General features: G+C 68.1%; 12 protein-coding genes and 1 tRNA gene. 9 read left to right on the top strand and 4 right to left on the bottom strand.

All coding sequences use genetic code 11. The annotated features are described in order from the left end of the window. Positions 1 to 40 precede the first annotated feature (40 nt). Genes aat through trxB form a run of 3 tightly spaced genes read right to left on the bottom strand, consistent with a single transcriptional unit; the run spans position 41 to position 2,832 of the window. Positions 41 to 739 (bottom strand): leucyl/phenylalanyl-tRNA--protein transferase, encoded by a 699-nt coding sequence (aat, locus tag WDO72_01355; protein ID MEJ0084301.1) that lies wholly within the window; start codon positions 737 to 739, stop codon positions 41 to 43. A 13-nt stretch (positions 740 to 752) separates the two neighbouring features. Continuing rightward, on the bottom strand, positions 753 to 1,907 hold the full coding sequence (locus WDO72_01350; protein ID MEJ0084300.1) for a peptidogalycan biosysnthesis protein: 1,155 nt from the start codon (positions 1,905 to 1,907) through the stop codon (positions 753 to 755). After that, positions 1,870 to 2,832 (bottom strand): thioredoxin-disulfide reductase, encoded by a 963-nt coding sequence (gene trxB, locus WDO72_01345; protein ID MEJ0084299.1) that lies wholly within the window; start codon positions 2,830 to 2,832, stop codon positions 1,870 to 1,872. Before trxB ends, WDO72_01350 begins: the two co-directional genes overlap by 38 nt. Positions 2,833 to 3,164: 332 nt before the next feature. On the opposite strand from trxB, the gene WDO72_01340 reads away from it, so the two are divergent. From WDO72_01340 to WDO72_01310, 7 genes are all read left to right on the top strand, one after another. Then, positions 3,165 to 5,498 (top strand): DNA translocase FtsK 4TM domain-containing protein, encoded by a 2,334-nt coding sequence (locus WDO72_01340; protein MEJ0084298.1) that lies wholly within the window; start codon positions 3,165 to 3,167, stop codon positions 5,496 to 5,498. Beyond that, a complete protein-coding gene (gene lolA, locus WDO72_01335; protein ID MEJ0084297.1) occupies positions 5,498 to 6,151 on the top strand; it encodes an outer membrane lipoprotein chaperone LolA in 654 nt (217 codons plus the stop codon). Before WDO72_01340 ends, lolA begins: the two co-directional genes overlap by 1 nt. Then, entirely contained in the window at positions 6,148 to 6,549 is a 402-nt protein-coding gene (locus tag WDO72_01330) for a VanZ family protein (GenBank protein ID MEJ0084296.1), read from the top strand. The genes lolA and WDO72_01330 overlap by 4 nt, the downstream gene beginning before the upstream one ends. Before the next feature lie 29 nt (positions 6,550 to 6,578). After that, positions 6,579 to 7,925, top strand: a complete 1,347-nt coding sequence (locus WDO72_01325) for a replication-associated recombination protein A (protein ID MEJ0084295.1) — start codon at positions 6,579 to 6,581, stop codon at positions 7,923 to 7,925. Beyond that, complete coding sequence (locus tag WDO72_01320; GenBank protein ID MEJ0084294.1) at positions 7,922 to 8,287, top strand: CrcB family protein; 366 nt, start codon at positions 7,922 to 7,924, stop codon at positions 8,285 to 8,287. Before WDO72_01325 ends, WDO72_01320 begins: the two co-directional genes overlap by 4 nt. A gap of 16 nt (positions 8,288 to 8,303) precedes the next feature. Next, positions 8,304 to 9,575, top strand: coding sequence for a serine--tRNA ligase (gene serS / locus WDO72_01315; protein ID MEJ0084293.1), 1,272 nt, complete (start codon positions 8,304 to 8,306; stop codon positions 9,573 to 9,575). A 65-nt stretch (positions 9,576 to 9,640) separates the two neighbouring features. Further along, positions 9,641 to 11,431 carry a hybrid sensor histidine kinase/response regulator gene (locus WDO72_01310; GenBank protein ID MEJ0084292.1) on the top strand — a complete coding sequence of 597 codons (1,791 nt, stop codon included), beginning with the start codon at positions 9,641 to 9,643 and terminating at the stop codon, positions 11,429 to 11,431. Here the strand turns inward: WDO72_01310 and WDO72_01305 are convergent. After that, positions 11,367 to 12,014, bottom strand: coding sequence for a response regulator transcription factor (locus WDO72_01305; GenBank protein ID MEJ0084291.1), 648 nt, complete (start codon positions 12,012 to 12,014; stop codon positions 11,367 to 11,369). The genes WDO72_01310 and WDO72_01305 overlap by 65 nt on opposite strands. Positions 12,015 to 12,306: 292 nt before the next feature. Here WDO72_01305 and WDO72_01300 point away from each other — a divergent pair. Further along, positions 12,307 to 12,396: transfer RNA gene (locus WDO72_01300), tRNA-Ser, on the top strand. An 80-nt stretch (positions 12,397 to 12,476) separates the two neighbouring features. Continuing rightward, positions 12,477 to 25,379: an autotransporter outer membrane beta-barrel domain-containing protein gene (locus WDO72_01295; protein MEJ0084290.1), complete on the top strand. Its 12,903-nt coding sequence runs from the start codon at positions 12,477 to 12,479 to the stop codon at positions 25,377 to 25,379. Positions 25,380 to 25,506 lie beyond the last annotated feature (127 nt).

Here is a 25,506-nt window from a genome sequence, read left to right as displayed (position 1 = left end):
CCGCGAATTCTGCCAGAAAAGCGCCATTGGCGAGTGCTTTTCAGGAACCCGAAAACAGGGATACGTCGGTGCCGGCCGTCTCCCTGGCAACCAGCGCACTGAATTCGCCGCGGCTCATCGGTTTGCTGCCGAGCGAGCGCAAATGCGCTGTAGGTAGCTGGCAATCGATCAGTTGGAGTTTCGCCACGATTGCCCGTTCCACCAGGTGCGCAAGGGCCACTTTGGAGGCATCGCGTTCGCGGCTGAACATGGATTCGCCGAAGAACACGCGGCCCATCAGCACGCCGTACAGGCCGCCCACCAGCCGGTCGCCGAGTCGCACTTCCACGCTGTGGGCGCGGCCGGTGCGATGCAGTTCCTCATAAGCCGCGTGCATCTCCGGCGTTATCCAGGTGCCCGAGGAGTGTTCGCGCGTCTGGGCACAGGCACTGACGACGCCTCCGAAGTCGCGATCGAATGTCACTTCAAAGCCGCGATTTCGCATGGCTTTCGAGAGGCTGCGCGAACAGCGAAACTCTTCCGGCGCCAGCACCTCGCGCGGATCGGGCGACCACCACAACACCGGCTGGCCGGCCGAATACCACGGAAAAATGCCACGCCGGTAGGCCGCGAGCAGGCGGGCGGGCGACAGGTCGCCACCCGCGGCGAGCAGGCCCTCAGGTTCGTCCAGCGCCTGCTCGAGGGGCGGAAACCATTCGCGATCGCCGTCCGGAGCGAGCCAGGTGATGCTCTTGTTCATGGGTCGACGCGGCTCACTTCGAACGCGCGTCGCGCCGCGCGTCCCGATAAGGCACGTGCGCCTCGATTTCCCGCGCGTAGCGATCCACGTGCGCCCCTTCGCGCCGCAGGTAGTCGCCGATCGCCTCGCGAAATCGCGCATCCACGATCCAGTGCATCGACCAGGTGTTGGCCGGAACGAAGCCGCGGCTCACCTTGTGTTCGCCTTGCGTGCCGGGCTCGAAGCGGCCGATGCCGCGCTCGATGCAGAAATCGATGCCCTGGTGGTAGCAGGTTTCGAAATGCAGGCTGTGATGCTGCTCGGCCGCGCCCCAATAACGGCCGTACAGCGCTTCCTGGCTCCAGAAGAACACCGCCGCAGCCACGGTCTCCTGGCCGCTGCGCGCGCGTTTCACCATGAAGCGGTCGCCCAGCGTCGCCGGCAGCTGCCGGAAGAATGCGCGCGTGAGATACGGTTCATGGCCGTGACGCAGGAAGGTGTCGCGATGCAGGTCGTAGATTTCGTCGACGGCCTTGCGTTCGAGCTGCGTGCCTAACAAGGTTTCGAACACGATGCCGTCTTCGGCCACGCGGCGCCGCTCGCGTTTGGCCTTCTTGCGCTTGTCGGCCGTGAAGCCTTCGAGGTAGTGGTCGAAGTCGCGGTACTGCTGGTTGTGCCAGTGGAATTGCACGTCGTGCCGGGCCAGCCAGCCATCGCCCGCGAATGCGGCGCGATCCGCCTCATCGACGAACAGGGCGTGAATCGAAGAGAAGGCGTTCGCCTCCGCGTACTCGCGAATGGCAGCGATCAACGCGCCGCGCATCTGCGCGGGGTCGAGGCCGGGGCGCACCAGCAGCCGCGCGCCGCTGGCGGGCGTGAACGGCACACCGATGACGAGTTTGGGGTAGTAGGCGAGCCCATGCTGTGCGTACGCCTGCGCCCAGGAGAAATCGAACACGAACTCGCCGAACGAGTGCGCCTTGACGTAGGCGGGTGCCGCTGCCGCCAGGCCGCGCTCGTCGTACAAGGTGATCGGCGCGGGCTGCCAGCCCGTGTTGCCACCGACGCAATGCGTGGCCTCGAGCTGCGCAAGAAACGCGTGGCGCAGGAAGGGCGAGCCGCCGGCGTCGAGCGCGTCCCAAGCGTGCTGGTCAGTGGCCGTGATGCTGGTCGAGATATTTGTCCGCATCGAGAGCCGCCATGCATCCGGATCCAGCGGAAGTGATGGCCTGACGATACACGTGATCGGCGACGTCCCCCGCGGCAAATACCCCCGGCACGCTGGTCGCCGTGGCGGCGCCGTCGGTGCCGCTCTTGATGGTGATGTAGCCGTCACGCATGTCGAGCTGGCCGGCGAAGACGCCGGTATTGGGACTGTGCCCGATGGCGATGAAAGTGCCGGTCACGTCGATGTTCTCGATCGTGCCGCCGTGTTCCGTGGGTTTGATACGGACGCCGTTCACGCCGCTGTCGTCGCCGACGATCTCATCCACGGTGTGGTTCCAGGCGATACGCACTTTGCCGGATTTCTCGAGCGCGAACAGGCGGTCCTGCAGGATCTTCTCGGCGCGGAACTTGTCGCGCCGATGCACCACGGTCACGTGACTCGCGAGATTCGATAGATAGAGCGCCTCTTCGACTGCGGTATTGCCCCCGCCGATGACCGCGACGCGGTGGCCCTTGTAAAAAAATCCGTCGCATGTGGCGCAGGCCGACACGCCCTTGCCGCGGAACTTTTCCTCCGACGGCAGACCCAGATACTTGGCGGAGGCGCCGGTCGCGATGATCAACGCGTCGCAGGTGTAATTACCGTAGTCGCCGCTCAGCGTGTACGGGCGCTTGGAGAAATCGACCGTATGAATGTGATCGTTGACGATTTCCGTGTTGAACCGTTCGGCATGAGACTTCATGCGCTCCATGAGCGCCGGGCCGAGCAATCCGTGCGCGTCACCCGGCCAGTTGTCCACTTCCGTGGTGGTCATGAGCTGTCCGCCCTGTTCCACGCCGGTGATCAGCAGGGGTTTGCGGTTGGCGCGTGCGGCATAGACGGCGGCGGTGTAGCCCGCAGGGCCGGATCCCAGGATGACGAGAGGGCTGTGACGAGAAGTGCTCATGTATAATTTTGGCCATTCAGATGGCGTTTAAGCCTTTAGATTGCGCGCGTGGCGCTGCTTTCAAGTTGGAGAGGCAGGATACGGTGGCAGGCAGGGCGCGCTGCCGGTCACATCTTAAGAAAGGCGCTCGTCGCGGCCAAGTGTGCGAGTTATCGGTATTCGCATACGTTTCGGAATTCTCCGTCAGTTGAAGCCCCCGGTGGGCGCGTGGAGTTCATTGCGGCGCCTGTCACGGGCATCAGCATCGAGGCCGGCAGGTGACGTACCCCGCGCTCATGCGTCGGACGGATTGAGTTACTATTCGCGAGCGCAAACAGGTACATAGCGAGCAAATGGCAGAAACCACTTACGATCGGACCAAGCCGCAGAAGCGCTTCACCGCGGCGGTCTCGCGCGGCCTGCGCGAGAGCGCGGTGCTCGCCATCGGCGCGGTGGCGCTGGTCATGTTGTTCGCGTTGTTGAGTTATCACCGTGAAGACGCGGCGTTCATGTCGACCGGTAGCGGCGGTCATGCCGTGGGCAACAGCATCGGGCCATTCGGCGCGTGGTTGTCGGACATCCTGTTCTTCCTGTTCGGCAAGCCGGCCTATCTATTCCCGATCATGCTGGGGGTCGCCTGCTTCGTGATGTTCCGGCATCGCGAAGAGGAAGAAGGCCGCACGCGCGCGAACACGCTGGTTCGCATCGGCGGTTTCACGCTCATGTTGTTCGCGAGCTGTGGCCTCGCGACATTGCACTGGAGCCCTGGCTTCCTGCGTGAAACCGCGGGCGGCGTCGTGGGGCAGTTCATCGGCGGCGGGCTCGCGTCCAATCTCAACTTCCTCGGCGCCACGTTGTTCATGCTGACCGCATGGATGGCCGGCGTCTCGCTGGCCTTCGGGGTGTCGTGGCTCACGATCATCGACAAACTCGGCGCGGGTATCTGGAATGCGATCGCCTGGATCAAGGCACGGCGCAGCGTCGCGCGCGACGTCGCCGTCGGCGTGGAAGCCAAGAAGGCGCGCGTCGAAGCGGCGAAAGTCGAAGAGAAACGCACCGCCACCCGCGTCAAGCCGCGTATCGAAGCGCCCGCGCCCGTGGCCGAAAAGAGCGAACGCGTCGAGAAGGAACGGCAGGTGCCGATGTTCGATGCGCCGAAGGCGGGCGAGCTGCCGCCGCTCAGCCTGCTCGACGATCCGCCGGCGCAGGTGTCGCACTATTCGCAGGAAGCGCTCGAGGCGATGTCGCGCCTGGTCGAACTCAAGCTCAAGGACTTCGGTGTCGATGTCGAAGTGGTCGCGGTGCAGCCAGGACCTGTGGTCACGCGTTTCGAAATGCGCCCGGCGCCCGGCGTGAAGGTCAGCCAGATCAGCAGCCTGTCGAAAGATCTGGCGCGTTCGCTCTCGGCGATCAGCGTGCGGGTGGTCGAGGTCATCCCCGGCAAATCGGTGATGGGTCTCGAGATCCCGAACGAGAAGCGCGAGATCGTCACGCTCGGCGAGATCATCAAGTCCAAGGCGTACGACGAAGTCACCTCGCCACTGGCGATCGCCCTCGGCAAGGACATCGGCGGCGCGCCGGTGTGCGCGGATCTGGCGAAGATGCCGCACCTGCTCATCGCCGGCACCACCGGCTCGGGCAAGTCGGTGGGCATCAACGCGATGATCCTGTCGCTGCTCTACAAGAGCACCGCCGAACACGTGCGATTGATCATGATCGATCCGAAGATGCTCGAGCTGTCCGTGTACGAGGGGATTCCGCATCTGCTGGCGCCCGTCGTCACCGACATGAAACATGCCGCGAATGCACTGCGCTGGTGTGTCGCCGAGATGGAGCGCCGTTATCAGCTCATGTCCGCGCTCGGTGTGCGCAACATTTCCGGCTTCAATCGCAAGGTCAAGGACGCAAACGATGCCGGCCGGCCGATTCGCGATCCGGTCATGACCGCGGCGGCGGCCAACGATCCGTCGATCGATCAGCGGCTCATCACGGATCTCACACCGCTGCCGTACATCGTCGTGATCATCGACGAGCTCGCCGACCTGATGATGATCGTCGGCAAGAAGGTCGAAGAGTTGATCGCCCGACTGGCGCAAAAAGCCCGGGCCAGCGGCATCCACCTGGTGCTCGCGACACAGCGTCCCTCGGTGGACGTGATCACGGGCCTCATCAAGGCCAACATTCCCTGCCGCATCGCCTTCCAGGTGTCGGCGCGCGTCGATTCACGCACCATCCTCGACCAGATGGGTGCCGAGTCGCTGCTCGGCCACGGCGACATGCTCTATCTACCGTCCGGCACCTCGGTGCCGACGCGTGTACACGGCGCGTTCGTCGCGGATGCCGAAGTACACCGCGTGGTCGAAGCGCTCAAGAAGTCCGGCGCGCCGAACTACATCGAGGAGGTCCTCGACGGTCCGAGCACGCCGCTTGTGGGCATCTCGGGCGAGCCGGCCGACCCCAATGTCGCGGGTGGCGACGGCGAACAGGATGCGTTGTACGACGAGGCGGTGAAAATCGTCACCACGGAGCGCAAGCCGTCCATCTCCTATGTGCAGCGCCGGCTCAAGATCGGCTACAACCGCGCCGCGCGCCTGCTCGAAAGCATGGAGAACGCGGGCGTGGTCGGGCCGTTGCAGCCCAATGGCGCACGTGAAATTCTCGCGCCCGCGCCGCCGGGCAGCGAATGATGGCTGCTTCGCCGCGCCGTTCACCGCGACTGATCCTGCTCGCAGGATTTCTCGCCACTTTCGGCGGCGCCTCCCTCTCGCAGGCCCAGACGCCGCTCGACAGCTATCTGGAACATCTGAAGACGCTGCGCGCGGAATTTTCGCAGGTCGTCACCGATGGCCGCGGCCTCACGGTGCAGAAGGCCACCGGCAAACTGATCATCGTGCGCCCGGGCCGGTTTCGCTGGGAGCTGACTCCCGAGGGTGGCGCGTCGCCCCAATTGATGGTGGCCGATGGCAAGAATCTCTGGTTCTACGACCGCGACCTCGAGCAGGTGTCGGTAAAAGCCGCGGCCGCGGCGCTCACCGCGACACCCGCGAGTCTGCTGGCCGGTGACGGGAACATTCGCGAACTCTTCACGGTCTCGCCCGCAGGGCGGCGCGACGGTTTCGACTGGGTGAAGGTCGTGCCGAAAGAAGGCGACGCCGACTTCCGCGAAGCGCAACTCGCTTTCCTGCGCAACGAACTCAAACGGATGGTGCTCAAGGACAAGCTCGGGCAGACCGTGCGCCTCGACTTCGTCGCCAGCGAACGCAATGCGCCCGTGGCGGAAGCGGAAGTGAAGTTCACGCCGCCCGCCAGCGCCGACGTCATCGGTACTCCGATTTCATGATTCCGCCGCTCATCCTCACGCGCCTGTGGTGGGGCCTGGGGTTCATGTTCGTGGGCCTCGCGGTTTATGTCTGTCTGCTTCCCGGAGAAGAACTGCCAATGGCGTTCAACTTCAACGACAAGTTGAGCCACCTGGCCGGTCATGGCGCTCTGGCGGCGTATTTCACCGGGCTCGTCGCGCGCCGTTCGTGGTGGAAGATCCTGCTGGGCCTTCTCGCCCTCGGCATCGCGATCGAAATCGCGCAGTATTTCATGCACGCCGGCCGCCACGGCGATCCGACCGATGTGATCGCGAATTCCTGCGGCGCGCTGCTCGGTCTGCTGCTCGGATGGCTGGGCCTGTCCCGCTGGACACAGTGGATGGCGTGGTTGTTAGGCCAGCGGCGGGCCGTCCCGTGAGCACGGGCGCGCGCGGTTCACAGCCCGACATGCTGCGCGACGTGGCACCGAACGACGCGCTCCGTCCGCTGGCCGACCGCATGCGACCGCGCAATCTCGACGAATTCGTCGGGCAGGAACAAGTGATCGCGCCGGCCAAACCATTGCGGCAGGCGCTCGAACGCGGGCAGCTGCATTCGCTGATTCTGTGGGGCCCGCCGGGCACGGGAAAGACCACGCTGGCGCGGCTCATCGCGCGCCGCGCCGACGCCGAGTTCATGCAATTGTCGGCCGTGATGGCCGGCGTCAAGGATATCCGCGAAGCCGTGGAGCGCGCCCGCACCGTGCGGGCCGAACGCGGCCGCCGCAGCGTGCTGTTTCTCGACGAAGTGCATCGCTTCAACAAATCGCAGCAGGACACCTTCCTGCCCTACGTCGAGGATGGCACCCTGACGTTCATCGGCGCGACCACCGAGAACCCATCGTTCGAGGTTATCAGCGCGTTGCTGTCGCGCGCCCGTGTATACGTGCTGCGCTCGCTCACCATCCAGGACATCGTCAAACTACTGCGCCGGGCGCTGGAAGACACGGAGCGCGGCCTCGGCGCGCGTGCCATTCATATCGACGATGAAGCGCTGATCGCGCTCGCGCATGGTGGCGACGGCGATGGCCGCCGCGCGCTCGGCATGCTGGAAATCGCCGCGGATCTGGCGGTTGATGTCGATGGGCACGCCACCATCAGCCTCGAGCAGGTGAAAGAGGTCGCGACCGGCGGGCGGCGCCGCTTCGACAAGGGTGGCGAGCAGTTCTACGATCAGATCTCGGCGCTGCACAAGGCGGTGCGTGGCACGGACCCGGATGCAGCGTTGTACTGGTACGCCCGCATGCTCGATGGCGGCTGCGATCCTCACTATCTGGCGCGCCGCATCGTGCGCATGGCGATCGAAGACATTGGCCTCGCCGATCCGCGCGGCCAGCAGATCGCACTAGATGCGTGGGAGATCTTCGAAAGACTCGGCAGCCCCGAGGGCGAGCTGGCGATCGCCAACGCACTGGTGTTCCTCGCGGTCGCGCCGAAGAGCAACGCGGTGTACGTCGCGTATGGCGAGGCGAAAGCCGACGTCGAACAATTCGGCACGCTGGACGTGCCGCTGCGTTTCCGCAACGCACCGACCAAACTGATGAAGGGGCTCGGCTTCGGCGAGGGATATCGTTACGCGCATGATGCTCCGGGCGCATTCGTGAAAGGCGAACGTTATCTGCCCGATGAAATGCCGGACCGGCGCTACTACCGCCCGGTGGCGCGCGGGCTCGAGATCCGGATCGGCGAGGCGTTGGCGCGGCTGCGTGGCGAGCCGGATCCCGCGCCTGACAAACGCGGCGGAGACGAATCGTGAATTGGCTGCTGGTGGGTTTGGGTGGCGCCCTCGGGAGCATCGCGCGATATGGCGCCTATCGGCTCTGGCCGGTGGCGCCCGGGGGCTGGCCGGTGGCCACGCTCACCGTGAACGTCCTGGGTTCGTTCGCCATCGGACTCTTATATATATACATTACGGCCCGCGGCGGCAGCCCGGACAATGCGCGGCTCTTCTGGATGACGGGTGTGCTCGGCGGGTTCACCACGTATTCGGCTTTCGCGCTGGAATCCGCGTTGCTGGGCTTTTCCGCCACCGGGGCCGTCTACATGGCCGCCACGGTCGGGGGCTGTCTGGTCGCCGCAGTGCTCGGAATGAAAATCGGGACCTTGCTGGTCGCCTAGTTAGTAGGGGAATTGCTTGCTCGACTCCAGACAATTGCGTGCCGATCCCGCCGGGGTTGCCGCCAATCTCGCGCGTCGCGGGTTCACGCTCGACGTTGCCGCGTTCAACGCGCTCGACGAGCGGCGCAAGAGCGCCCAGATCGAATCGGACCGCGTGCGCGCGGAGCGTAACGCGAATGCCAAGGCCGTCGGCATGGCCAAGGGCAAGGGTGAGGACGCGAGCGCCTTGCTCATACGCGCGGAAGAGCTGACCGGCCAGCTGGCGGCGAGCGATGCCGCCATCGCCGGCGTGCAGGCGCAGCTCGACGCCTGGCAGCTGGGCCTGCCCAACACCTTGCATGAGTCGGTGCCCGAAGGGCGCGACGAATCGGCCAACCAGGAAGTGCGCCGCTGGGGCGAGCCACGGAAACTCGAATTCACGCCGAAGGATCACGTCGAGCTCGGCGAGAAACTGGGAGGGCTCGATTTCGAAACTGCGGCGAAAATTTCGGGCGCGCGCTTCTCGGTGATGCGCGGCGGCATCGCGCGGCTGCATCGCGCGCTCGCGCAGTTCATGCTCGATCTGCACACGCGCGAACATGGCTACACCGAGCTGTACGTACCGTATCTCGTGAACGCGTCGAGCCTGCAGGGGACCGGTCAGCTGCCCAAGTTCGAGGCTGACCTGTTCCGCGTGCAGGGCGAGCAGAACTTGTATCTCATCCCGACCGCCGAAGTCCCGGTCACCAACCTGGTACGCGACAGCATCGTCGAAGCAAACAAGTTGCCGATGAAGCTGGTCGCACACACGCCGAGTTTCCGTTCGGAGGCAGGCGCGGCCGGAAAGGACACGCGCGGCCTGATCCGCCAGCACCAGTTCGAGAAGATCGAGCTGGTGCACATCGTGCGACCCGCGGATTCGTATGCGGCGCTCGAAGAGCTCACCTCTCACGCGGAGAAAGTGCTGCAGAAGCTGGAGCTGCCGTACCGCGTGCTCGCGTTGTGCGCGGGCGATATCGGCTTCGCCAGCGCCAAGACCTACGACATCGAGGTCTGGCTGCCCGCGCAGAACAAATATCGCGAGATTTCTTCCTGCAGCAACTGCGAAGGGTTCCAGGCGCGCCGGATGCAGGCACGCTGGCGCAATCCCGACACCGGCAAGCCGGAACCGCTGCATACGTTGAACGGTTCGGGTGTCGCGGTGGGGCGTGCGCTGGTGGCGGTGCTCGAGAACTACCAGAACGCGGACGGTTCGATCACCGTGCCCGGCGCGTTGCGCGGCTACATGGGCGGCCTCGAGAAAATCTGAGCGGGGCGCGCGTGCTGGCGCGCCGCTCCGAACTTGGCTAGCCTGCGTCGCACAAAGGGCGGCGCGTGGCAACAAACAACATCGAATTGATCAACCGGATCGGCGCGGAGCAGGTGCGCTCTGCCTACCGCAACACCGCGCCGGGCATGACCGCGACCGCGCTCGCCGCCTTGCTGATCGCGGCCATTCTCGCCGGCACCGGCGCCGTGAGCTCGCTGGTCGCCACCGTGTTCGGCTTCGTCATGGTCGCCCAGATCGGCACGCGTATCCTTCTGATCGCAACCTATCTGCGGCGCAAACCGCCCGATCACGAGTGGCGCACCTGGGCGCGTCGGTTCGCATACGGCGCGCTGGTTGCGAGTTTCACGCTGGGGCTGGGATCGTGGTGGTTGCTCGCGCCGGGCCGCTTCGACATGCAGCTGCTGGTGATGCTCTACCTGTGCGCCGTCGCGAGCGGCGCGATCACCGCGTTCGGCGTGTTGCGTCCCGCTATCTACTTCGCGATATTCCCGATGCTGGCGTTTCCGATCGCATGGATGGTCGCGCAGGGCGACTGGGTGCATTGGATCCTGGCACTCATCATCTCCGGCTGGTTGCTGGCGATCGCCGACCAGGCGCGCCGCTACAGCGCGCAGTTCGAAGAAGCGGTGCGGTTGCGCTTCGAGAACGAAGACCTGATCGCGCGCCTGCGCGGAGAAAAGCTGATTGCGGAGGAGGCGAGCGCGGCCAAGTCGCGCTTCCTCGCTGCCGCGAGCCACGACCTGCGCCAGCCGGTGCACGCGCTCACCCTGTTCGTCGCGGCGCTGCGGCCGCGTGTCACGGACTCAGAAGCGAACCGCCTGCTCGATCACATCGACAGTTCGGTGCAGGCGATGGGCGGTTTGTTCAACGGGCTGCTCGACATCTCGCGTCTCGACGCCGGCGTCGTGGAAGTGAACGCGCAGACCTTTGCGCTGCAGCCCATGCTCGAGCGTATCGGCCGCGACCATGCCGGCGAGGCCGACGCAAAGAAGATCGAACTGCGCCTGCGGCCGACCGCGGCCGTCGTGTACAGCGACCCGCTGTTGATAGAACGCGTGGTACGCAACATCGTCGCGAATGCGATTGCCTACACGGATACGGGCGGCGTGCTGGTCGCCTGTCGCGCGCGCGGCAAGTCCGTCAGCGTCGAGGTGTGGGATACCGGCCGCGGCATACCCGGGAGCGAACAAGGCCAGATCTTCAAGGAGTTCTACCAGGTCGCCAATCCCGAGCGGGATCGCAGCAAGGGTGTCGGGCTGGGTCTTGCGATCGTCAGGCGTCTGACTGCGTTGTTAGGCCATCCGCTCAGGGTCCGGTCGGTGCCGAATCGCGGTTCCATGTTTGCGCTCGAGCTGCCGCAGTCTGACGCGGCGATCAGCGCGACGCTGCCGGCCGCCGAGGCAGCCGGCGAACTTTTGGCCACGGGGCTCATTCTCGTCGTCGACGACGAAACGACTATCCAGATGGCCATGAAGAGCCTGCTCGAAGGGTGGGGCTTCAAGGCGATCGTTGCCGGTTCCTGCGACGAGATGCTGGCGCAGCTCGCGAATTGCCCGGACCGGCCGGCGCTCATCATCTGCGACTATCGGTTGCGCGCCCACGAGGATGGAATCCACGTCATCGAGCGGCTGCGCGCCGAATACAACGACGACGATATTCCGGGGATGTTGATCACCGGCGACACGGCGCCGGACCGGCTCCGGGAAGCGCAGGAGAGCGGGTTGTTACTGCTGCACAAGCCGGTGTCGAACAGCCGGCTGCGTGCGGCCATTACACATCTCGTGGCGCAGCATCCGGCGCTTCGTGAAGAAAGCGCGCCGCCTGCGTCCGGTTGACCACGTTCAGCGTCTTGAAGATCGCCGCGATGTGGACCTTCACCGTTTTCTCGGCGATGCCGAGATTCGCGCTGATCTCCTTGTTGGAAAGACCGTCGCGCAAATACTTGAGCACGTCCACCTGACGCTCCGTCAGTTGCGCCAGTGTGCGCGGTCCGTCGTGGCTGGCGTGATCGGCGGCGCGCGCGGCGGCAGTGACCAGCAGCGGCGGCACATAGATGTTCCCCGACAACACCAGCTGCAGGGCGGACACCACGGTCTGCGCGGTCGCTGACTTGGGAATGTAGCCGGAGGCCCCGGCATTGAGCACGCGGCGCACGTCGCTGGCGCTCTCCGAACTCGACAGGACGATCACGGGAAGGTCCGGATGGCGGCGCGCGAATTCGCGCACGGCGGCTTCGCCGCACAGGCCGGGCATGACCAGATCCATGAACACCGCATCGACGATCTGTTCGTCAACCAGATGCAACGCCTCTTCGGTGGATGAAGCCTGCACGACCTGCGTGTCCGCCGATGCCTGGCGCAGCAGCGCCGCGAGCCCGTCGCGAAACAGCGGATGGTCGTCGACGATGAGCAGTTTCACGGTGGTCATATTAAAGAAACCAGCGGTTTGCCAGCCATAGCTGCAGCATGTCCTTTTGCATAGTGCGAAGTGCATACGCCGAAGGGCTTAAGCCCTGGGTCTAGGCCCGATGGGCCATTGTTGGAAGGAGTAGGGAAAGCTCCAATGGCGCCCCTGGAGGGAGAAGCCGATGACCGCCGGACGTGGTCCGAACGTTCCACATCTCGTTGAACCATGGGCACTTGCCCGTTTGCCTTCTGGCTGGACCCCGCCCGGGGTTTGCAGTAGCTTGCGCGCGCGAATCGCGTCAGCCGGAGAGGTGGCAGAGCGGTTGAATGCACCGGTCTTGAAAACCGGCGTTCCCTCACGGGGACCGTGGGTTCGAATCCCACCCTCTCCGCCATATGTTGCTGATTCGTCTTTCCTTCCCTCAGCCGCGCGCGTCCCCGACGCCCGCGGCTTTTCCATTTCTGGAGCTCAGCCGTGAAAGCAGTCCGCCTTGCGTTCGTCTTGCTGGCCATCGGCACGGCTCCCCTGGCTCTCGGGCAGGCCGACCCCGCCAAGCTCTTCTGCGCATCGCCCACGGACCTGTGCATCAAGAAGGACGACATGATCCGCAACCCGACGACGGGGGTGATGGAAAAGGTCGTCTCGCTGGTCTTCAACCCGTACGGTTCGGTGCTGACGGACGTGGGACATTACATCTGGGCCGGTCCGCTAACTACCGGCTATACCTTCACGATCCCCGCCGTGCCGGCGGTGCCCCATCTCGACGCCATCCCCGCGGACAACACCGTGACCCCGCCGCGGCCGGCGCGTCCCGAGCAACTCGCCGTCGACGCGATTCCCGCCCGCACCATGGTCATCATGGGCATCGTGCGCGCGCCCGACACCGATCCGTCGGACGACGATGACGATCCGCCGCCGCCACCGCAGCCGCCTGTCCAGGTGAAGCTGCAGGAAGTCGGCAAGCCCGAGACGCTCGCCGACGTCGATCTCGAGGTCACGCCGCCCGGCGATGCTTTTCCGCCGGGCTTTGCAGGATCGAGTGGCAAGGATCCGGAGAGCCTGCCGCTGCCCACGCCGGTGGCCGGCGAGCAGCATCAATACAAAGATGAACGTATCGGCCGCTGGGGCGACAACGGCCGCGACGGCTGGGGCATCGAAATCTGTTTCTTCGGCTGCTGGACGATCGGTGAATCCGCGCAGAACGGGCAGGGGGGCGGGAACGGGGAAACCTTCACCGACGTCGTCGACAGCACGACGTGGTTCCCCGTCATCCGCACCAAACAGGCCGGCGCGTCCGGCGTCGCCGTCTCGAGCCAGGGTGGCAACGGCGGTTCCGGCGGCGATGCGTGGGGCGCCTTGCCGGCGGCCGACGGCGGCGGTGCAGGCACGGGCGGCAACGTGGCCGCGATCTCGAGCGTGGACATCCAGACCGAGGGCGCGGAAGCGCACGGCATCTACGTGCAGAGCCGCGCGGGCTTCGGCGGCGACGGCGGCAATGGTTATATCTTCGCGGGTGCGGGACGCGGCGGTCCGGCGGCGCTCGCGGGCAACGCGGAGGCGACCAACACCGTTACGGGCCGTGTCGTCACGACCGGTGACAGCGCCATCGGCGTGTTCGCGCAGAGCATCGGCGGCGGCGGCGGCAACGGCGGCGACAGCTACGGCATCGTCGGCGATGCCGGGTCCGCAAGCTTCGGCGGCAACGGCGGCAACGCCACCGCGACCAACAACGGCTACGTGAGCACCGGCACGTCCGTGAACGGCGTGTCCACCGGCGGCAAGGCCGCGCACGGCGTGATGGCGCAGAGCGTCGGCGGCACCGGCGGCAGCGGCGGCAACGCGTCGGGACTCACGGCTCTCGGCGGCGGCGCGAGCGGCGGCGGTGACGGCGGCACGGCCACCGCGAACAACGGCGCGACCGGCGTGATCATCACGCAGGGTTCGAGCGCGATCGGTCTCTACGCGCAGTCGGTCGGCGGCGGCGGCGGCGACGGCGGCTCGGCCTCCGGCATCTCGGCCGTCGGTGGCTCGGGCGGGGCCGGCGGCGACGGCAGGATCGCCACGGCTAACAACCTGGCGGGCGGCACCATCCTCACCATCGGCGATGCCTCGTACGGCATCCTCGCGCAAAGCATCGGCGGCGGTGGCGGCAACGGCGGCGATTCGGGCGGCGTCGTCGCGATCGGCGGCGCGGGCAACAGCGGCGGCAACGGCGGACACGCCACCGCCAACAACCGCGGCCAGGTCGATACCTTCGGCACGCTGGCCTACGGAGTGCTCGTGCAGAGCATCGGCGGTGGCGGCGGTTCGGGTGGCGCGGCCACGGGTCTCGTGGCCATCGGCGGCAGCAGCACCGCGTCCACGGATCCTAACCAGCCGCTGTTCATCAACAAGGGCGGCGAAGTCGACGTGCTCAACGACACGGACGGCCTTATCCGCACGCGTGGGCAAGGCGCCAACGGCGTGCTGGCGCAAAGCATCGGCGGCGGCGGCGGCGCGGGCGGCAGCGCCACGGGCGGCGTGTCACTCGGCGGTTCGGGCGGCATCGGCGGCAGCGGCGATGCCGTCGACGTGATCAACAAGGGCACGATCGAAACGCTGGGCGTCGATGCCAAGGGCATCGTCGCGCAGAGCATCGGCGGTGGCGGCGGCTCGGCCGCGTACTCCGCGGGCGCGGTGGCGCTCGGCGGCAGCGGCGCGACCGGCGGCAGCGGCGGCGCGGTGCACGTCGACAACCAGGCCGGCGGCGAAATCCTCACGCATGCGCGCGGCGCCGACGGCATCGTGGCGCAGAGCATTGGCGGCGGCGGCGGCAATGGCGCGAGCACGGCCGGCATCGGCGCGCTGGGCGGCACGGGCGCTGGCGGCGGCAACGGCTTCACCGTCGACGTGACCAACAACGGCACCATCCGCACCGGCCTCGACGTGCAGATTCCCGGCGGCAACCTGCCGACCGGCGCGTTCGCGCGCGGCATCCTCGCGCAGAGCATCGGTGGCGGTGGCGGCAACGGTGGCGACGGCGGCGGATTGATCGCCATCGGCGGCAATGCCACCGGCAGTAGTTTGGCGAGCCAGGTGACGGTGACCAACAACGGCATCATCAGCACGCGCGGCAACATGTCGAGCGCGATCGAGGCGCAGAGCATCGGCGGCGGCGGCGGTAACGGCGGCTCGAGCGGCGGCGCGTTCCTCACGGTCGGCGGCTCGGGCAGCGGCGGCGGTGATGGCGGCAAGGTCGTCATCAACAACAATCGCGATCTGACGACGCTCGGCAACGACTCGCACGGCATCTTCGCGCAGTCGATCGGCGGCGGCGGCGGCAACGGCGGCAGCTCGACCGCGCTCGGCATCTTCACGGGCACCGCGATCGGCGGCGCCGGCGCGGCCGGCGGCAAGGCCGACACGGTCACCATCAACGCGAATCCGACCGCGGGCGTCACGCCCACCATCCACACGCTCGGCGATCGCGCGAAGGGCATCCTGGCGCAGAGCGTCGGCGGCGGCGGCGGCAACGGCGGTTTCGCCGCGACCGCGTCCATTGGTTACACCGCGGCCTCGTCGCTGTCGGTCGGCGGCAAGGGTGGCGCGGGCGGCAACGCCAGCACCGTCACGCTCAATGGCAACACGAGCATCGTCACCGAGGGCACCGACGCGGACGGCGTGGTCGCACAGTCGGTCGGCGGCAGCGGTGGCAACGGCGGCTTTGCCATCTCATTCGCGGGCGCGGGCGGCGATGCCGCGGGCGTGGCGTTGGCGGCCGGCATCGGCGGTCGTGGCGGCGACGGCGGCGAGGGCGGCAACGTCACGTTGCGCTCGGGCGGCAGCATTCTAACTACCGGCGGGCAGTCGGACGGCATCGTCGCGCAGTCGGTGGGCGGCGGTGGCGGCACCGGCGGCTTCGCCATCACATTGACGGCGGCGGGTGCCGGCGGCACGGCCGGCGCGGCCTCGGTTTCGATCGGCGGTGACGGTGGCAAGGGCGGCAAGGCCGGCATCGTCGACGCGCAGTACACGGGCGACATCCGCACCGAAGGCGACGATTCGTTCGGTGCGGTGCTGCAGGGCATCGGCGGCGGTGGCGGCACGGGTGGTTTCACCGTGGCGGGCGCGGTCACGGGTGCGGGCGGCGCGAGCGCCGCGGCCTCGGTCGGCGTGGGCGGCGCGGGTGGCGACGGCGGCGTGGGTGGCAAGGTGATCGCGCATCTCACCGGCGACCTAACTACGCTTGGCGATCGCTCGACCGGCCTGGTCGCGCAGTCCGTGGGCGGACGCGGCGGTAACGGCGGCTTCAATATTTCCGGCTCGATCAATGGCGCCGGCGGCGGCTCGGGCGCCGCGGCCATCGGCGTCGGCGGCGCGGGCGGCAAGGGCGGCCACGCGGAAACCGTCAACGTCACCGTGGATGGCGACGCGCTGACGCAGGGCATGGATGCGGATGCGATCGTGGTGCAGAGCATCGGCGGCGGTGGCGGCAACGGCGGCATGAACGTCTCGGGCACGGTCACGGGTTCCGGCGGCGGCTCGGGCGGCGTGAGCGTGGGTGTCGGCGGCGACGCGGGCACCGCGAGCAACGGCAACCTCGCCACGGCGGTCGTCAACGGCAACATCGATACGACGGGTCAGGGCTCCAACGCCTTCATCGTGCAGAGCATCGGCGGCGCGGGCGGCAACGGCGGCATGAACGTGACGGGCACGCTCACGGGTGCCGGGGGCGGCGCCGCCGGCGTATCCGTCGGCATCGGCGGCGGCGGCGGAATGGGCGGCAATGGCTCGATAGTCAATGCCACGCTCAACGGCAGCGCCGTCACGCGCGGCACGAATGCGACGGCCATCATCGCGCAGAGTCTCGGCGGCAGCGGCGGCAACGGCGGCATGAACGTGACCGGCACGGTCACGGCGTCGGGCAATGGCGCGGGTTCGATCGCGCTCGGTGTCGGCGGCTCGGGCGCGGGCGCGGGTAATGCCGCGCTAACTACCCTGCACGTCACGGGCAACGTCGACACGGTGGGCACGAATTCCGGCGGCATCCTCGCGCAGGCGCTGGGCGGTGGCGGCGGCAACGGCGGCATGAACATCAGCGGCGCGGTCAGTGCCAGCGGCGGTACGGCCGGCTCGGTGGCCATCGGCGTCGGCGGTGCCGCGGGCGGCGGCGGCAACGGTGGCGCAGTCGATGCGACGGTCACGGGCCTGGTGCACACGCGTGGCGACAATTCCGCTGGCATCACGGCCCAGAGTCTCGGCGGCGGCGGCGGCAATGGCGGCATGAACGTCACGGGTACGCTGAGCGGCAGTGGCTCGACAGCGGGCGCCGTGTCGGTGGGCGTCGGCGGTTCGGGCGGTGGGGCCGGCAATGGCTTGGGCGTCATCGCGCACGTCACGGGCGGCGTCGTCACCGAAGGCGACAACTCGCATGGCTTCTTCGCGCAGTCGCTGGGCGGCGGCGGCGGCAACGGCGGCATGAATGTCGTCGGTGCGGTGTCCGGCTCGGGCGGCAGCGGCGGCGCGGTCGCGGTCGGCGTCGGCGGTTCCGGCGGTGGCGGCGGCAACGCGTCGACCGTGGTGGCAACGCTTACCGGCAATGCCACCACGACGGGCAACAATTCGATCGGCGTCGTGGCGCAGAGTCTCGGCGGCGGCGGTGGTAATGGCGCGCTGAATGTCACGGGCGCGGTGGCCGCGGGCGGCGACCAGACTGGCGCGGTGGCGGTGGGTGTCGGCGCCGCGGGCGGCGGTGCCGGTACTGCGGATCTAGCTACCCTGATTCTCGATGGCGATGTTTCGACGGCGGGCGAAAACTCCGGCGGCGTGCTCGTGCAGAGCGTGGGCGGCGGCGGCGGCAATGGCGGCCTGAATGCCACCGAAGGTCTCTCGGCCTCGGGCAGCACCGGCGGCGCGGTGTCGGTCGGTGTCGGTGGCGCCGGCGGCGGTGGCGGCAACGGCGGCGGCGCGAATGCGACCATCGACAGCAACGTACACACACGCGGCGCGCAGTCGACCGGCGTCACCGTGCAGAGCCTGGGCGGTGGCGGCGGCAATAGTTCGATCAACGTGACCGGCGCGGTGGCGTTGTCCGGCAGCAGCGGCGGCGCGGTCGCGATCGGCGTGGGCGCGGCCGGCGGCGGCGCAGGTGATGGCGGCACGATCGGCGCGTCGATAACCAGCGGCACGATCGTCACCGAGGGCGACCAGTCCCACGGCGTGTTGTATCAATCGGTCGGCGGCGGCGGTGGTAATGGCAGCATCAATGTCGTCGGCACACTCGCGGGCGCGGCCAGCAATGCCGGCTCGCTCAGCGTCGGCATCGGCGGCAAGGGCGGCGCGGGTGGCAACGGCGGCCAGGTCACGGGCGGCATCAGCGCCGACGTGGCGACGCTCGGCGACGATTCGTTCGGCGTGTTGATGCAGTCCGTCGGTGGCGGCGGCGGCAACGGCGCGATGAATGTTTCCGGCGCGGTGTCGCTGGGAAAGAACGGCGCGGGCGCCTTGTCGGTGGGCCTCGGCGGATCGGGCGGCACGCCCGGCAACGGATTCAAGGTCGCAGGAGATGTGACCGGCGCCGTGCAGACGCTGGGTGCACGCTCCACGGGTGTGCTGGCGCAGAGCGTCGGCGGCGGCGGCGGCAATGGCGGCATGAATTTCTCGGAATCCGTCGCGCTGACGAAGGAAGCGGGCGGCGCTGTTTCCGTGGGCGTGGGTGGCTTCGGCGGCGGCGGCGGTTCGGCCGAAACGGTCGCCCTCACGCGCACCGGCCTCACTACCACGTCGGGCGCGGGATCCGACGGCGTCGTGGCGCAGTCCATCGGCGGCGGTGGCGGCAACGGCGGCATGAATGTCTCCGGCGCGTTGTCCGCCTCGAGCAGCGGCAATGCGATCGCGGCGACGCTCGGCATCGGCGGATTCGGTGGCGGCGGCGGCGCGGCCAACACCGTGACGGCGAACGTCACCGGCGATGTGCTCGCGACCGGCTTCGGCGCGCTCAACTACGCCCTCGTGGAAGACACGCTGCAGCGGACGATCAGCGACGGCTCGAACGGCGTGCTCGCGCAAAGCATCGGCGGCGCCGGCGGTAACGGCGGCATCAATATTTCGGCCGGCATCGCCTTCGACAATTCCAACAATGGCCAGTCGCACACGTTGAATCTCGGACTCGGCGGTTTCGGCGGCAGCGGCGGCGATGCAGGTGCGGTGAACCTCACGGTGAACGCGGCGCGCGTGCAGTCGGTCGGCGACCATCGCTTCGGCGTCGGCGCGCAGTCGGTCGGCGGGGGCGGCGGCAACGGTGGCATGAACGTGTCCGGCGGCATCGCGATGGACGGCGTGATCACCGCCGGTGTCGGCGGCTTCGGTGGCGACGGCGGTGTCGCACGCGCGGTCACGGCCACGGCCAACACCGACATCAGCGCGGTGGGCGCGGGCGCGATCGGATTTTTTGCGCAGTCGATCGGCGGCGGTGGCGGCAACGGCGGCATCAACATCAGCGGCGGCATCCAGGGCGGCAGCCAGACCTCGACGCCTTCGCTGGTGCTGGGCCTCGGTGGCTTCGGCGGCGCCGGCAATGTGAGCGACATCGTGGTCGCAACCCAGCGCGGCAACGTCACGGTGCAGGGCAACGATTCGATTGGTGTGCTGGCGCAGAGCGTCGCCGGCGGCGGCGGCACCGGCGGCATGAACGTGTCGGGCAACATCGCGCGCGGCACGGGCTACGCCGGCTCGATCGGCGTGGGCGGATCGGGCGGTACGGGCGCGAACGCGCAGCGTGTGACGCTGGTGAGCGACGGTCACGTGAGCGTCGATGGGCGCGACGCGAACGCGGCGTTCGATCTCAACGACGCGCAGTTCGAAGCGACCGCGAATCGTGAACGCGCCAGCGGCGTGCTGGTGCAGAGCATCGGCGGCGGCGGCGGCAACGGCGGCATGAACATCACCGGCGTGATCGCGCCGATGGGTTCCACGCTGCTGGCCGGAGTCGGCGGCAGCGGCAGCGGTGGCGGCGATGGCGGAGAGGTGTTCGTGCGGCGTGGTCAGCTGGCGGAGAGCCTCATCGACACCTACGGCAACAATGCTTCCGGCCTCACCGCGCAATCCATCGGTGGCGGCGGCGGCAATGCCGGCATGAACTTCATGCTGAGCGCCAGCGGGCAGAACAACCGCGCCGTGAACATCGGCGTGGGTGGCAGTGGCGCATCCCCGGGCGACGGCAAACAGGTCGACGTCATCAACGTCGGCGACATCGTCACGCGCGGTGACCACAGCACCGGCATGCTGGCGCAGTCGGTGGGCGGCGGCGGCGGCAGCGCGACCTACAACATCGGCTACGGGCGCAATCCCGACGCCACCGCGGTGAACATCGCGATCGGCGGTGAGGCAGGGCCGGGCGGCGACGGCGGCCTGGTGCACGTCGATCACACCGGCGACATCACCACGCTCGGCACCAAGTCGATCGCGCTGTTCGCGCAAAGCGTGGGCGGCGGCGGCGGTGACACGGGCATGGATTTGGTGACCAGCCCCGATGCGAACAAGGGACTCGACATCGCGCTCGGCCGCAAGGGCGGCACCGGCGGCACCGGTGGCGACGTCTGGGTGAGCTCGGACGGCAGACTAGCTACCGCCGGTGAAGGTTCGACCGGGCTGCTCGCGCAGAGCGTGGGCAAGGGCGGCGGCGAGAGCAGCTCGAGCTCCATCGAGCTCGCCAGCGACGGCGGCGGCGGCAAGGGCCAGGATCGCGCGGTGTCGCTCGAAGTCGGCATCGAAGGCGGCAGCGGCGGCGTCGCGGGCGACGTCGAGGTGCATGCGGCGGGCAGCATCGTCACGCAGGGTACGAACGCGGAAGCCATCCGCGCGCAGAGCGTGGGTGGCGGCGGCGGCAATGGCGGCGCAATCGAGCGTCAGCCGGCGGTCGCGGCCTCCAACCAGATCCAGATCGGCGTCGGCGGCAGCGGCGGCCTCGGCGGCACCGCGGGCGCGGTGCTGGTGGACAACGCGGCCACGCTCGAGACCAGCGGCGACCAGGCGCACGGCATCTTCGCGCAGAGCATCGGCGGCGGCGGCGGCATGGGCGGCTACGCGGCGTCGGTGGATCTCGAATCCGGCGGCGGCACGGGCGGAAATTCCTTCTCGCTGACCATGGGCGGCGACGGCGGCGAGGGCTCGACCGCGAGCACCGTCGACGTCCTGAACACCGGCAATATCCTCACCACCGGCCGGCACGCGTTCGGCATCTACGCGCAATCCACCGGCGGCGGTGGTGGCGTCGGCGGCGCCATCATGAAGTTCGGCCAGAGCAGCGGCGAGACCACGCGCGCCCTGTCGCTGAACGTGGGCGGCACAGGCGGCATCGGCGGCACCAGCGATGCGGTCACCGTGACCAACGAAGGCGTGATCGAAACGCACGGCGAGGAATCGGATGGCATCCGTGCCACGAGCATCGGCGGCAAGGGCGGCGACGCCGGGTTGATCCTCGATCTCGGCGTGCAGGACATCGGTTCCAACCAGAGCTCGACGCGGCTCAACATGACGCTGGGCGGCGATGGTGGCGAGGGTGGCACCGGTGGCGACGTCACCGTCACCAACCGCGCGCAGGCGGGCGTCGAGAACAGCGGCGTCATCGTCACGCAGGGCCGCGCGGCGCGCGGCATCTTCGCGCAGAGCGTGGGCGGTGGCGGCGGCAACGGTAGTTCGATCCTCAACGCCAATGCGGGCGCGTCGAATCGCGGCAACGTCACGCTGGTCGACCTGCTGGTCGGCGGCGATGGCGGCGTCGGCGCCGCGGCGGGCAACGTGCACGTCACCAACGATTCGGTGATCGACACCTCGGGCGACGACGCGCACGGCATCTTCGCGCAGTCGATCGGCGGTGGCGGCGGCAACGGCGGCCTGGTGCTCGCGGCGAACGCCGTGCTGGCCGCGGGCGACGTGGCGAATGAAGCGCTGCTGGTCCTCGGCGGCGCGGGCGGCGACGGCGACGATGCGGGCGACGTGACGGTCGACAACACCGGGCGCATCGTCACGCGCGGCGCGCACGCGCACGGCATCTTCGCGCAGTCGATCGGCGGTGGCGGCGGCAACGCCGGCATCGGCTTCGGCGCTTCGACGAATCCCGCGACTTCGGTCATCGCCGGCACGATGTCGGCGTTGTTCGGCGGGCGCGGCGGTGTGGGCGGCCTCGGTGGCCATGTCACCGTGAATCACTCGGGCGACATCACCGTGCTCGGCGCGAACTCGCAGGCCGTGGTGGCCGAAAGCATCAACGGCGGCGGTGGACACCTGGCGCTCGATTTCAACGGCGTCACGAGCCTGCCCGGCGTACCCGATGAAATCTACGAAGGCATTCCGCTGCCCAGCGGCACGACCACCGACACGGTCCTGGTGTTCGGCGGCGGTGGCGACCATCAGCAGAACTCCGACGCGGGCCGCGTCACGCTCAACTACACGGGCACGTTCGGTGTGGCCGGCAACAACGGCGCGGCGAACGCGGTGCAGGCCATCGGCGGCGGTGGCGGCACGTTCGACCTGACGCTCGCGCTCAACGACACGGCCGGCAGCGCGGACGACGTCGCGATCCGGGGCCGCCTCGGCGGCGTGTCGGGCACCAACAACCGCGGCGGAGACATCGAGTCCTCGCACGACGGCAACCTCATCACCGAGGGCGACAACACGCCCGGCGCGCTGGTGCAGTCGATCGGCGGCGGCGGCGGCCGCGCCAATCTCGATCTGTCCTCCGAACATGGATCCATCGGGGCGACCCAGCTCACGTTGGGCGGCCAGGACGGCGACAACGAGGAAGGCGGCGACATCGAACACACGCAGAACGGCTCGGTCGCGACGCAGGGCAACGCCGCGCACGGCGGGTTGTTCCAGAGCATCGGCGGCGGCGGCGGTAGTTTGAGCCTGATGGAGAGCGGCGGCACGGCGGAGGCCGGCAAGCAGCGGACGCGCGGCGACAAGCTGCGCTTCGCGGACGGTGGCAGCGCGCAGCCGCAGGCCCAGGCGGTTGCGGCGAACGTGCCCCAGCTCAGCTTCGGCAGCTCGGGCGGTAGTTTGCTCAAGGGCGGCAACGTCGGGCTCGACCTGGCGGGCAACATCGGGACCACGGGCGACAACGCGCTGGGCATGATCTTCCAGAGCGTGGGCGCCGGCGGCGGTGTCGCGAGCGTGCTGGGCGTCGACGGGCTGGCCGTCACGCTCGGCGGTTCGCATGGCGCGAGCGGCGATGGTGGCAATCTCGCGGTGATCAACACCGGGGACGTCACCACCGCGGGCACGCGTTCGCACGGCGTATTCCTGCAGTCCATCGGCGGCGGCGGCAGCGCCGTGTTCACAGATGCGGATGCGCCGGGCGTGACGTTGTCGTCCGACAACATCGGCAACGGCGGCAACATCTCGTTCGAGCAGAACGGCACGATCGCCACGCTGGGCGATTGCACCTACAGCCTGTTCGCCCAGAGTGTCGGCGGCGGCGGCGGATACGTCGACGGGGCCTTCGCGGCGAGCGCGGGCGGCGCGGGTACGGCCGGTGCCATCGATCTCGAGCTCAACGGCGATATTGCCGCGCTGGGTGATTCCTCGACGGCCTTGTTTGCGCAGAGCGCAGGCGCTGATGGGCTGGGCGGCAATATCACGGCGGCACTCGCGGCCGGCAAACAAGTCGTGGGCGGCGAGGACGGCGTGGCCGTGCACTTCGATGGCGGCGCGGTGAATCGCTTCACCAACCGCGGTCTCGTGCGTACGTTGTCGGGCCCCCAGGGCTTTGCCTTCCGCGGTGGCGCGGGCGGGGATTTCATCGACAACTTCGGCGCCGTCATGGGCAACATCGACCTGGGAGGCGGCGCCAACGGATTCGCCAACAACGCCGGGGCATTCCTGTATTCGGGCGACACGATCAACCTCGGCGCGCCGGCAAACTACCTGGTCAACAACGGCACGATCGCCCCGGGTGCGGAGCAGCTGGCGGTGCGGACTTACCTGAACGGCAGCTACCGGCAGACTTCCGGGGCGCTGGCGGACTTCGAGATGGATTTCACCTCCGGGATCCACGATGCGGTCTTCGCCAGTGGCATGGCCGATGTCGCCGGAGGGCTGCGGATCTCGCTGCTGAACGTGCACAACATCCGCCCGGGCCTGACCGAGATGCCGGTGTTCGTGACCGCCGGCGGTGTCATCGATCGCGGCGTGATACTCGACGCGCAGCCCTCGATCGTCATCAAGTACGGGCTGCGTCCATTGGAAAACCGCATCCTGGCGGTGACGTACGACGTCGACTTCAACGCGGACGGCCTCACCGGCAATCGCCGCGAGGTGGGCGAGTACTTGAACCGCGTGCAGGGGCGGGTGGAACGCCTGGGACCGGACGAGGGGCTCGGACAGACCATCACGGCCGCGGTACTCACCACCGATCTCGGCGTCTACGCCGACATGCTCACGCAGCTCGGCACGGAGTTCTACGCCGAACAACAGGCGCTGGGACTGAAGGGCGTGCAGCGTTTCTCGCGCAACCTGCAGAACTGCGGCACGTTGTCGATCGGCGAGACCGCCGGCGACGAGACCGGCTGCGTGTGGGCGCGTTACGACGACAATCCCTCCACGCGCGACACACGCGCGGGATTCCCGGCCGCGAAGGACAGCGGCTCCAGCATATCAACGGGTGTGCAGAGGCCGCTCGATGGTGGCTGGACGATCGGAGTCGGTGTCGATTTCGAGGATCATCGCGGTTCCGGATACGACGGGTTGTGGACTGCGGAGGGCAACTTCACCCAGCTGGGTGGCAGCGCGCGCCGCGCGTTCGGCGCGAGTTCGGTCGGCGCGACGCTTTCGCTGGGCAGCCAGACGGAGTCGGTCTCGCGGTGGTTAGGCGTCACCGGGCTGCGTGAAGCGCGCGGCGAGCGTGACGTGTACTTCCTGAGCAATGTGCTCGACTACACGTACAACATCGCCGCGAACGGCTTCACGTTGCAGCCTTCGTTGAGCATCGGCACGTCGATGCTGCGCCATGGAAGCATGACCGAGCGGGGTGCCGATGTGCAGAACGCGGTCATCGACAGCGGTTCGGAGACTCACCTGTGGGCGGAGCCGGCGATCGCGGGGCGATACAGCGCGACGTTCGGCAGCGGCGCGTCGCTGCGGACCTTCCTGCGGGTGGGCCTGATGCAATACCTGTCGGGGACGAGCACCAAGGTGCGCGCGAGCCTTGCGGGCGACCAGGGTGCGGCGTCGCCGATGCGAATCGGTTCCGATCTCGATCGCTCGCACTTCGTCGGTGAGGTGGGTCTACAGTATGAGACGGCGGCGGGTTTCACCATGGGTTTGTCCTATGCGCGCGAGGAATCGCAGATCCGGGAAGGTGACGCGGGCAGCTTCCGGTTCGTCCTGCCGCTGCAATGAGGAACGGGAACGGCGGATAGGAGCGTGCTGACAGTGGATGGCGGGGCGCAGAGGACAGCCGGGCGAAGAACGAAGGGTGAGACTGCGAGGATGAAAGCCATCCTTCAAGCGACCTTGGCGGCGGTGT

The sequence above is a fragment of the Pseudomonadota bacterium genome (assembly GCA_037200975.1).
GTDB lineage: Bacteria > Pseudomonadota > Gammaproteobacteria > Steroidobacterales > Steroidobacteraceae > CADEED01.
This window is presented reverse-complemented; position numbering and strand designations above follow the sequence as displayed.

Coding starts and splice junctions, on each gene's coding strand:
- aat (MEJ0084301.1), bottom strand. CDS start 739: ATGAACAAGAGCATCACCTGGCTCGCTCCGGACGGCGATCGCGAATGG.
- WDO72_01350 (MEJ0084300.1), bottom strand. CDS start 1,907: ATGCGGACAAATATCTCGACCAGCATCACGGCCACTGACCAGCACGCT.
- trxB (MEJ0084299.1), bottom strand. CDS start 2,832: ATGAGCACTTCTCGTCACAGCCCTCTCGTCATCCTGGGATCCGGCCCT.
- WDO72_01340 (MEJ0084298.1), top strand. CDS start 3,165: ATGGCAGAAACCACTTACGATCGGACCAAGCCGCAGAAGCGCTTCACC.
- lolA (MEJ0084297.1), top strand. CDS start 5,498: ATGGCTGCTTCGCCGCGCCGTTCACCGCGACTGATCCTGCTCGCAGGA.
- WDO72_01330 (MEJ0084296.1), top strand. CDS start 6,148: ATGATTCCGCCGCTCATCCTCACGCGCCTGTGGTGGGGCCTGGGGTTC.
- WDO72_01325 (MEJ0084295.1), top strand. CDS start 6,579: ATGCTGCGCGACGTGGCACCGAACGACGCGCTCCGTCCGCTGGCCGAC.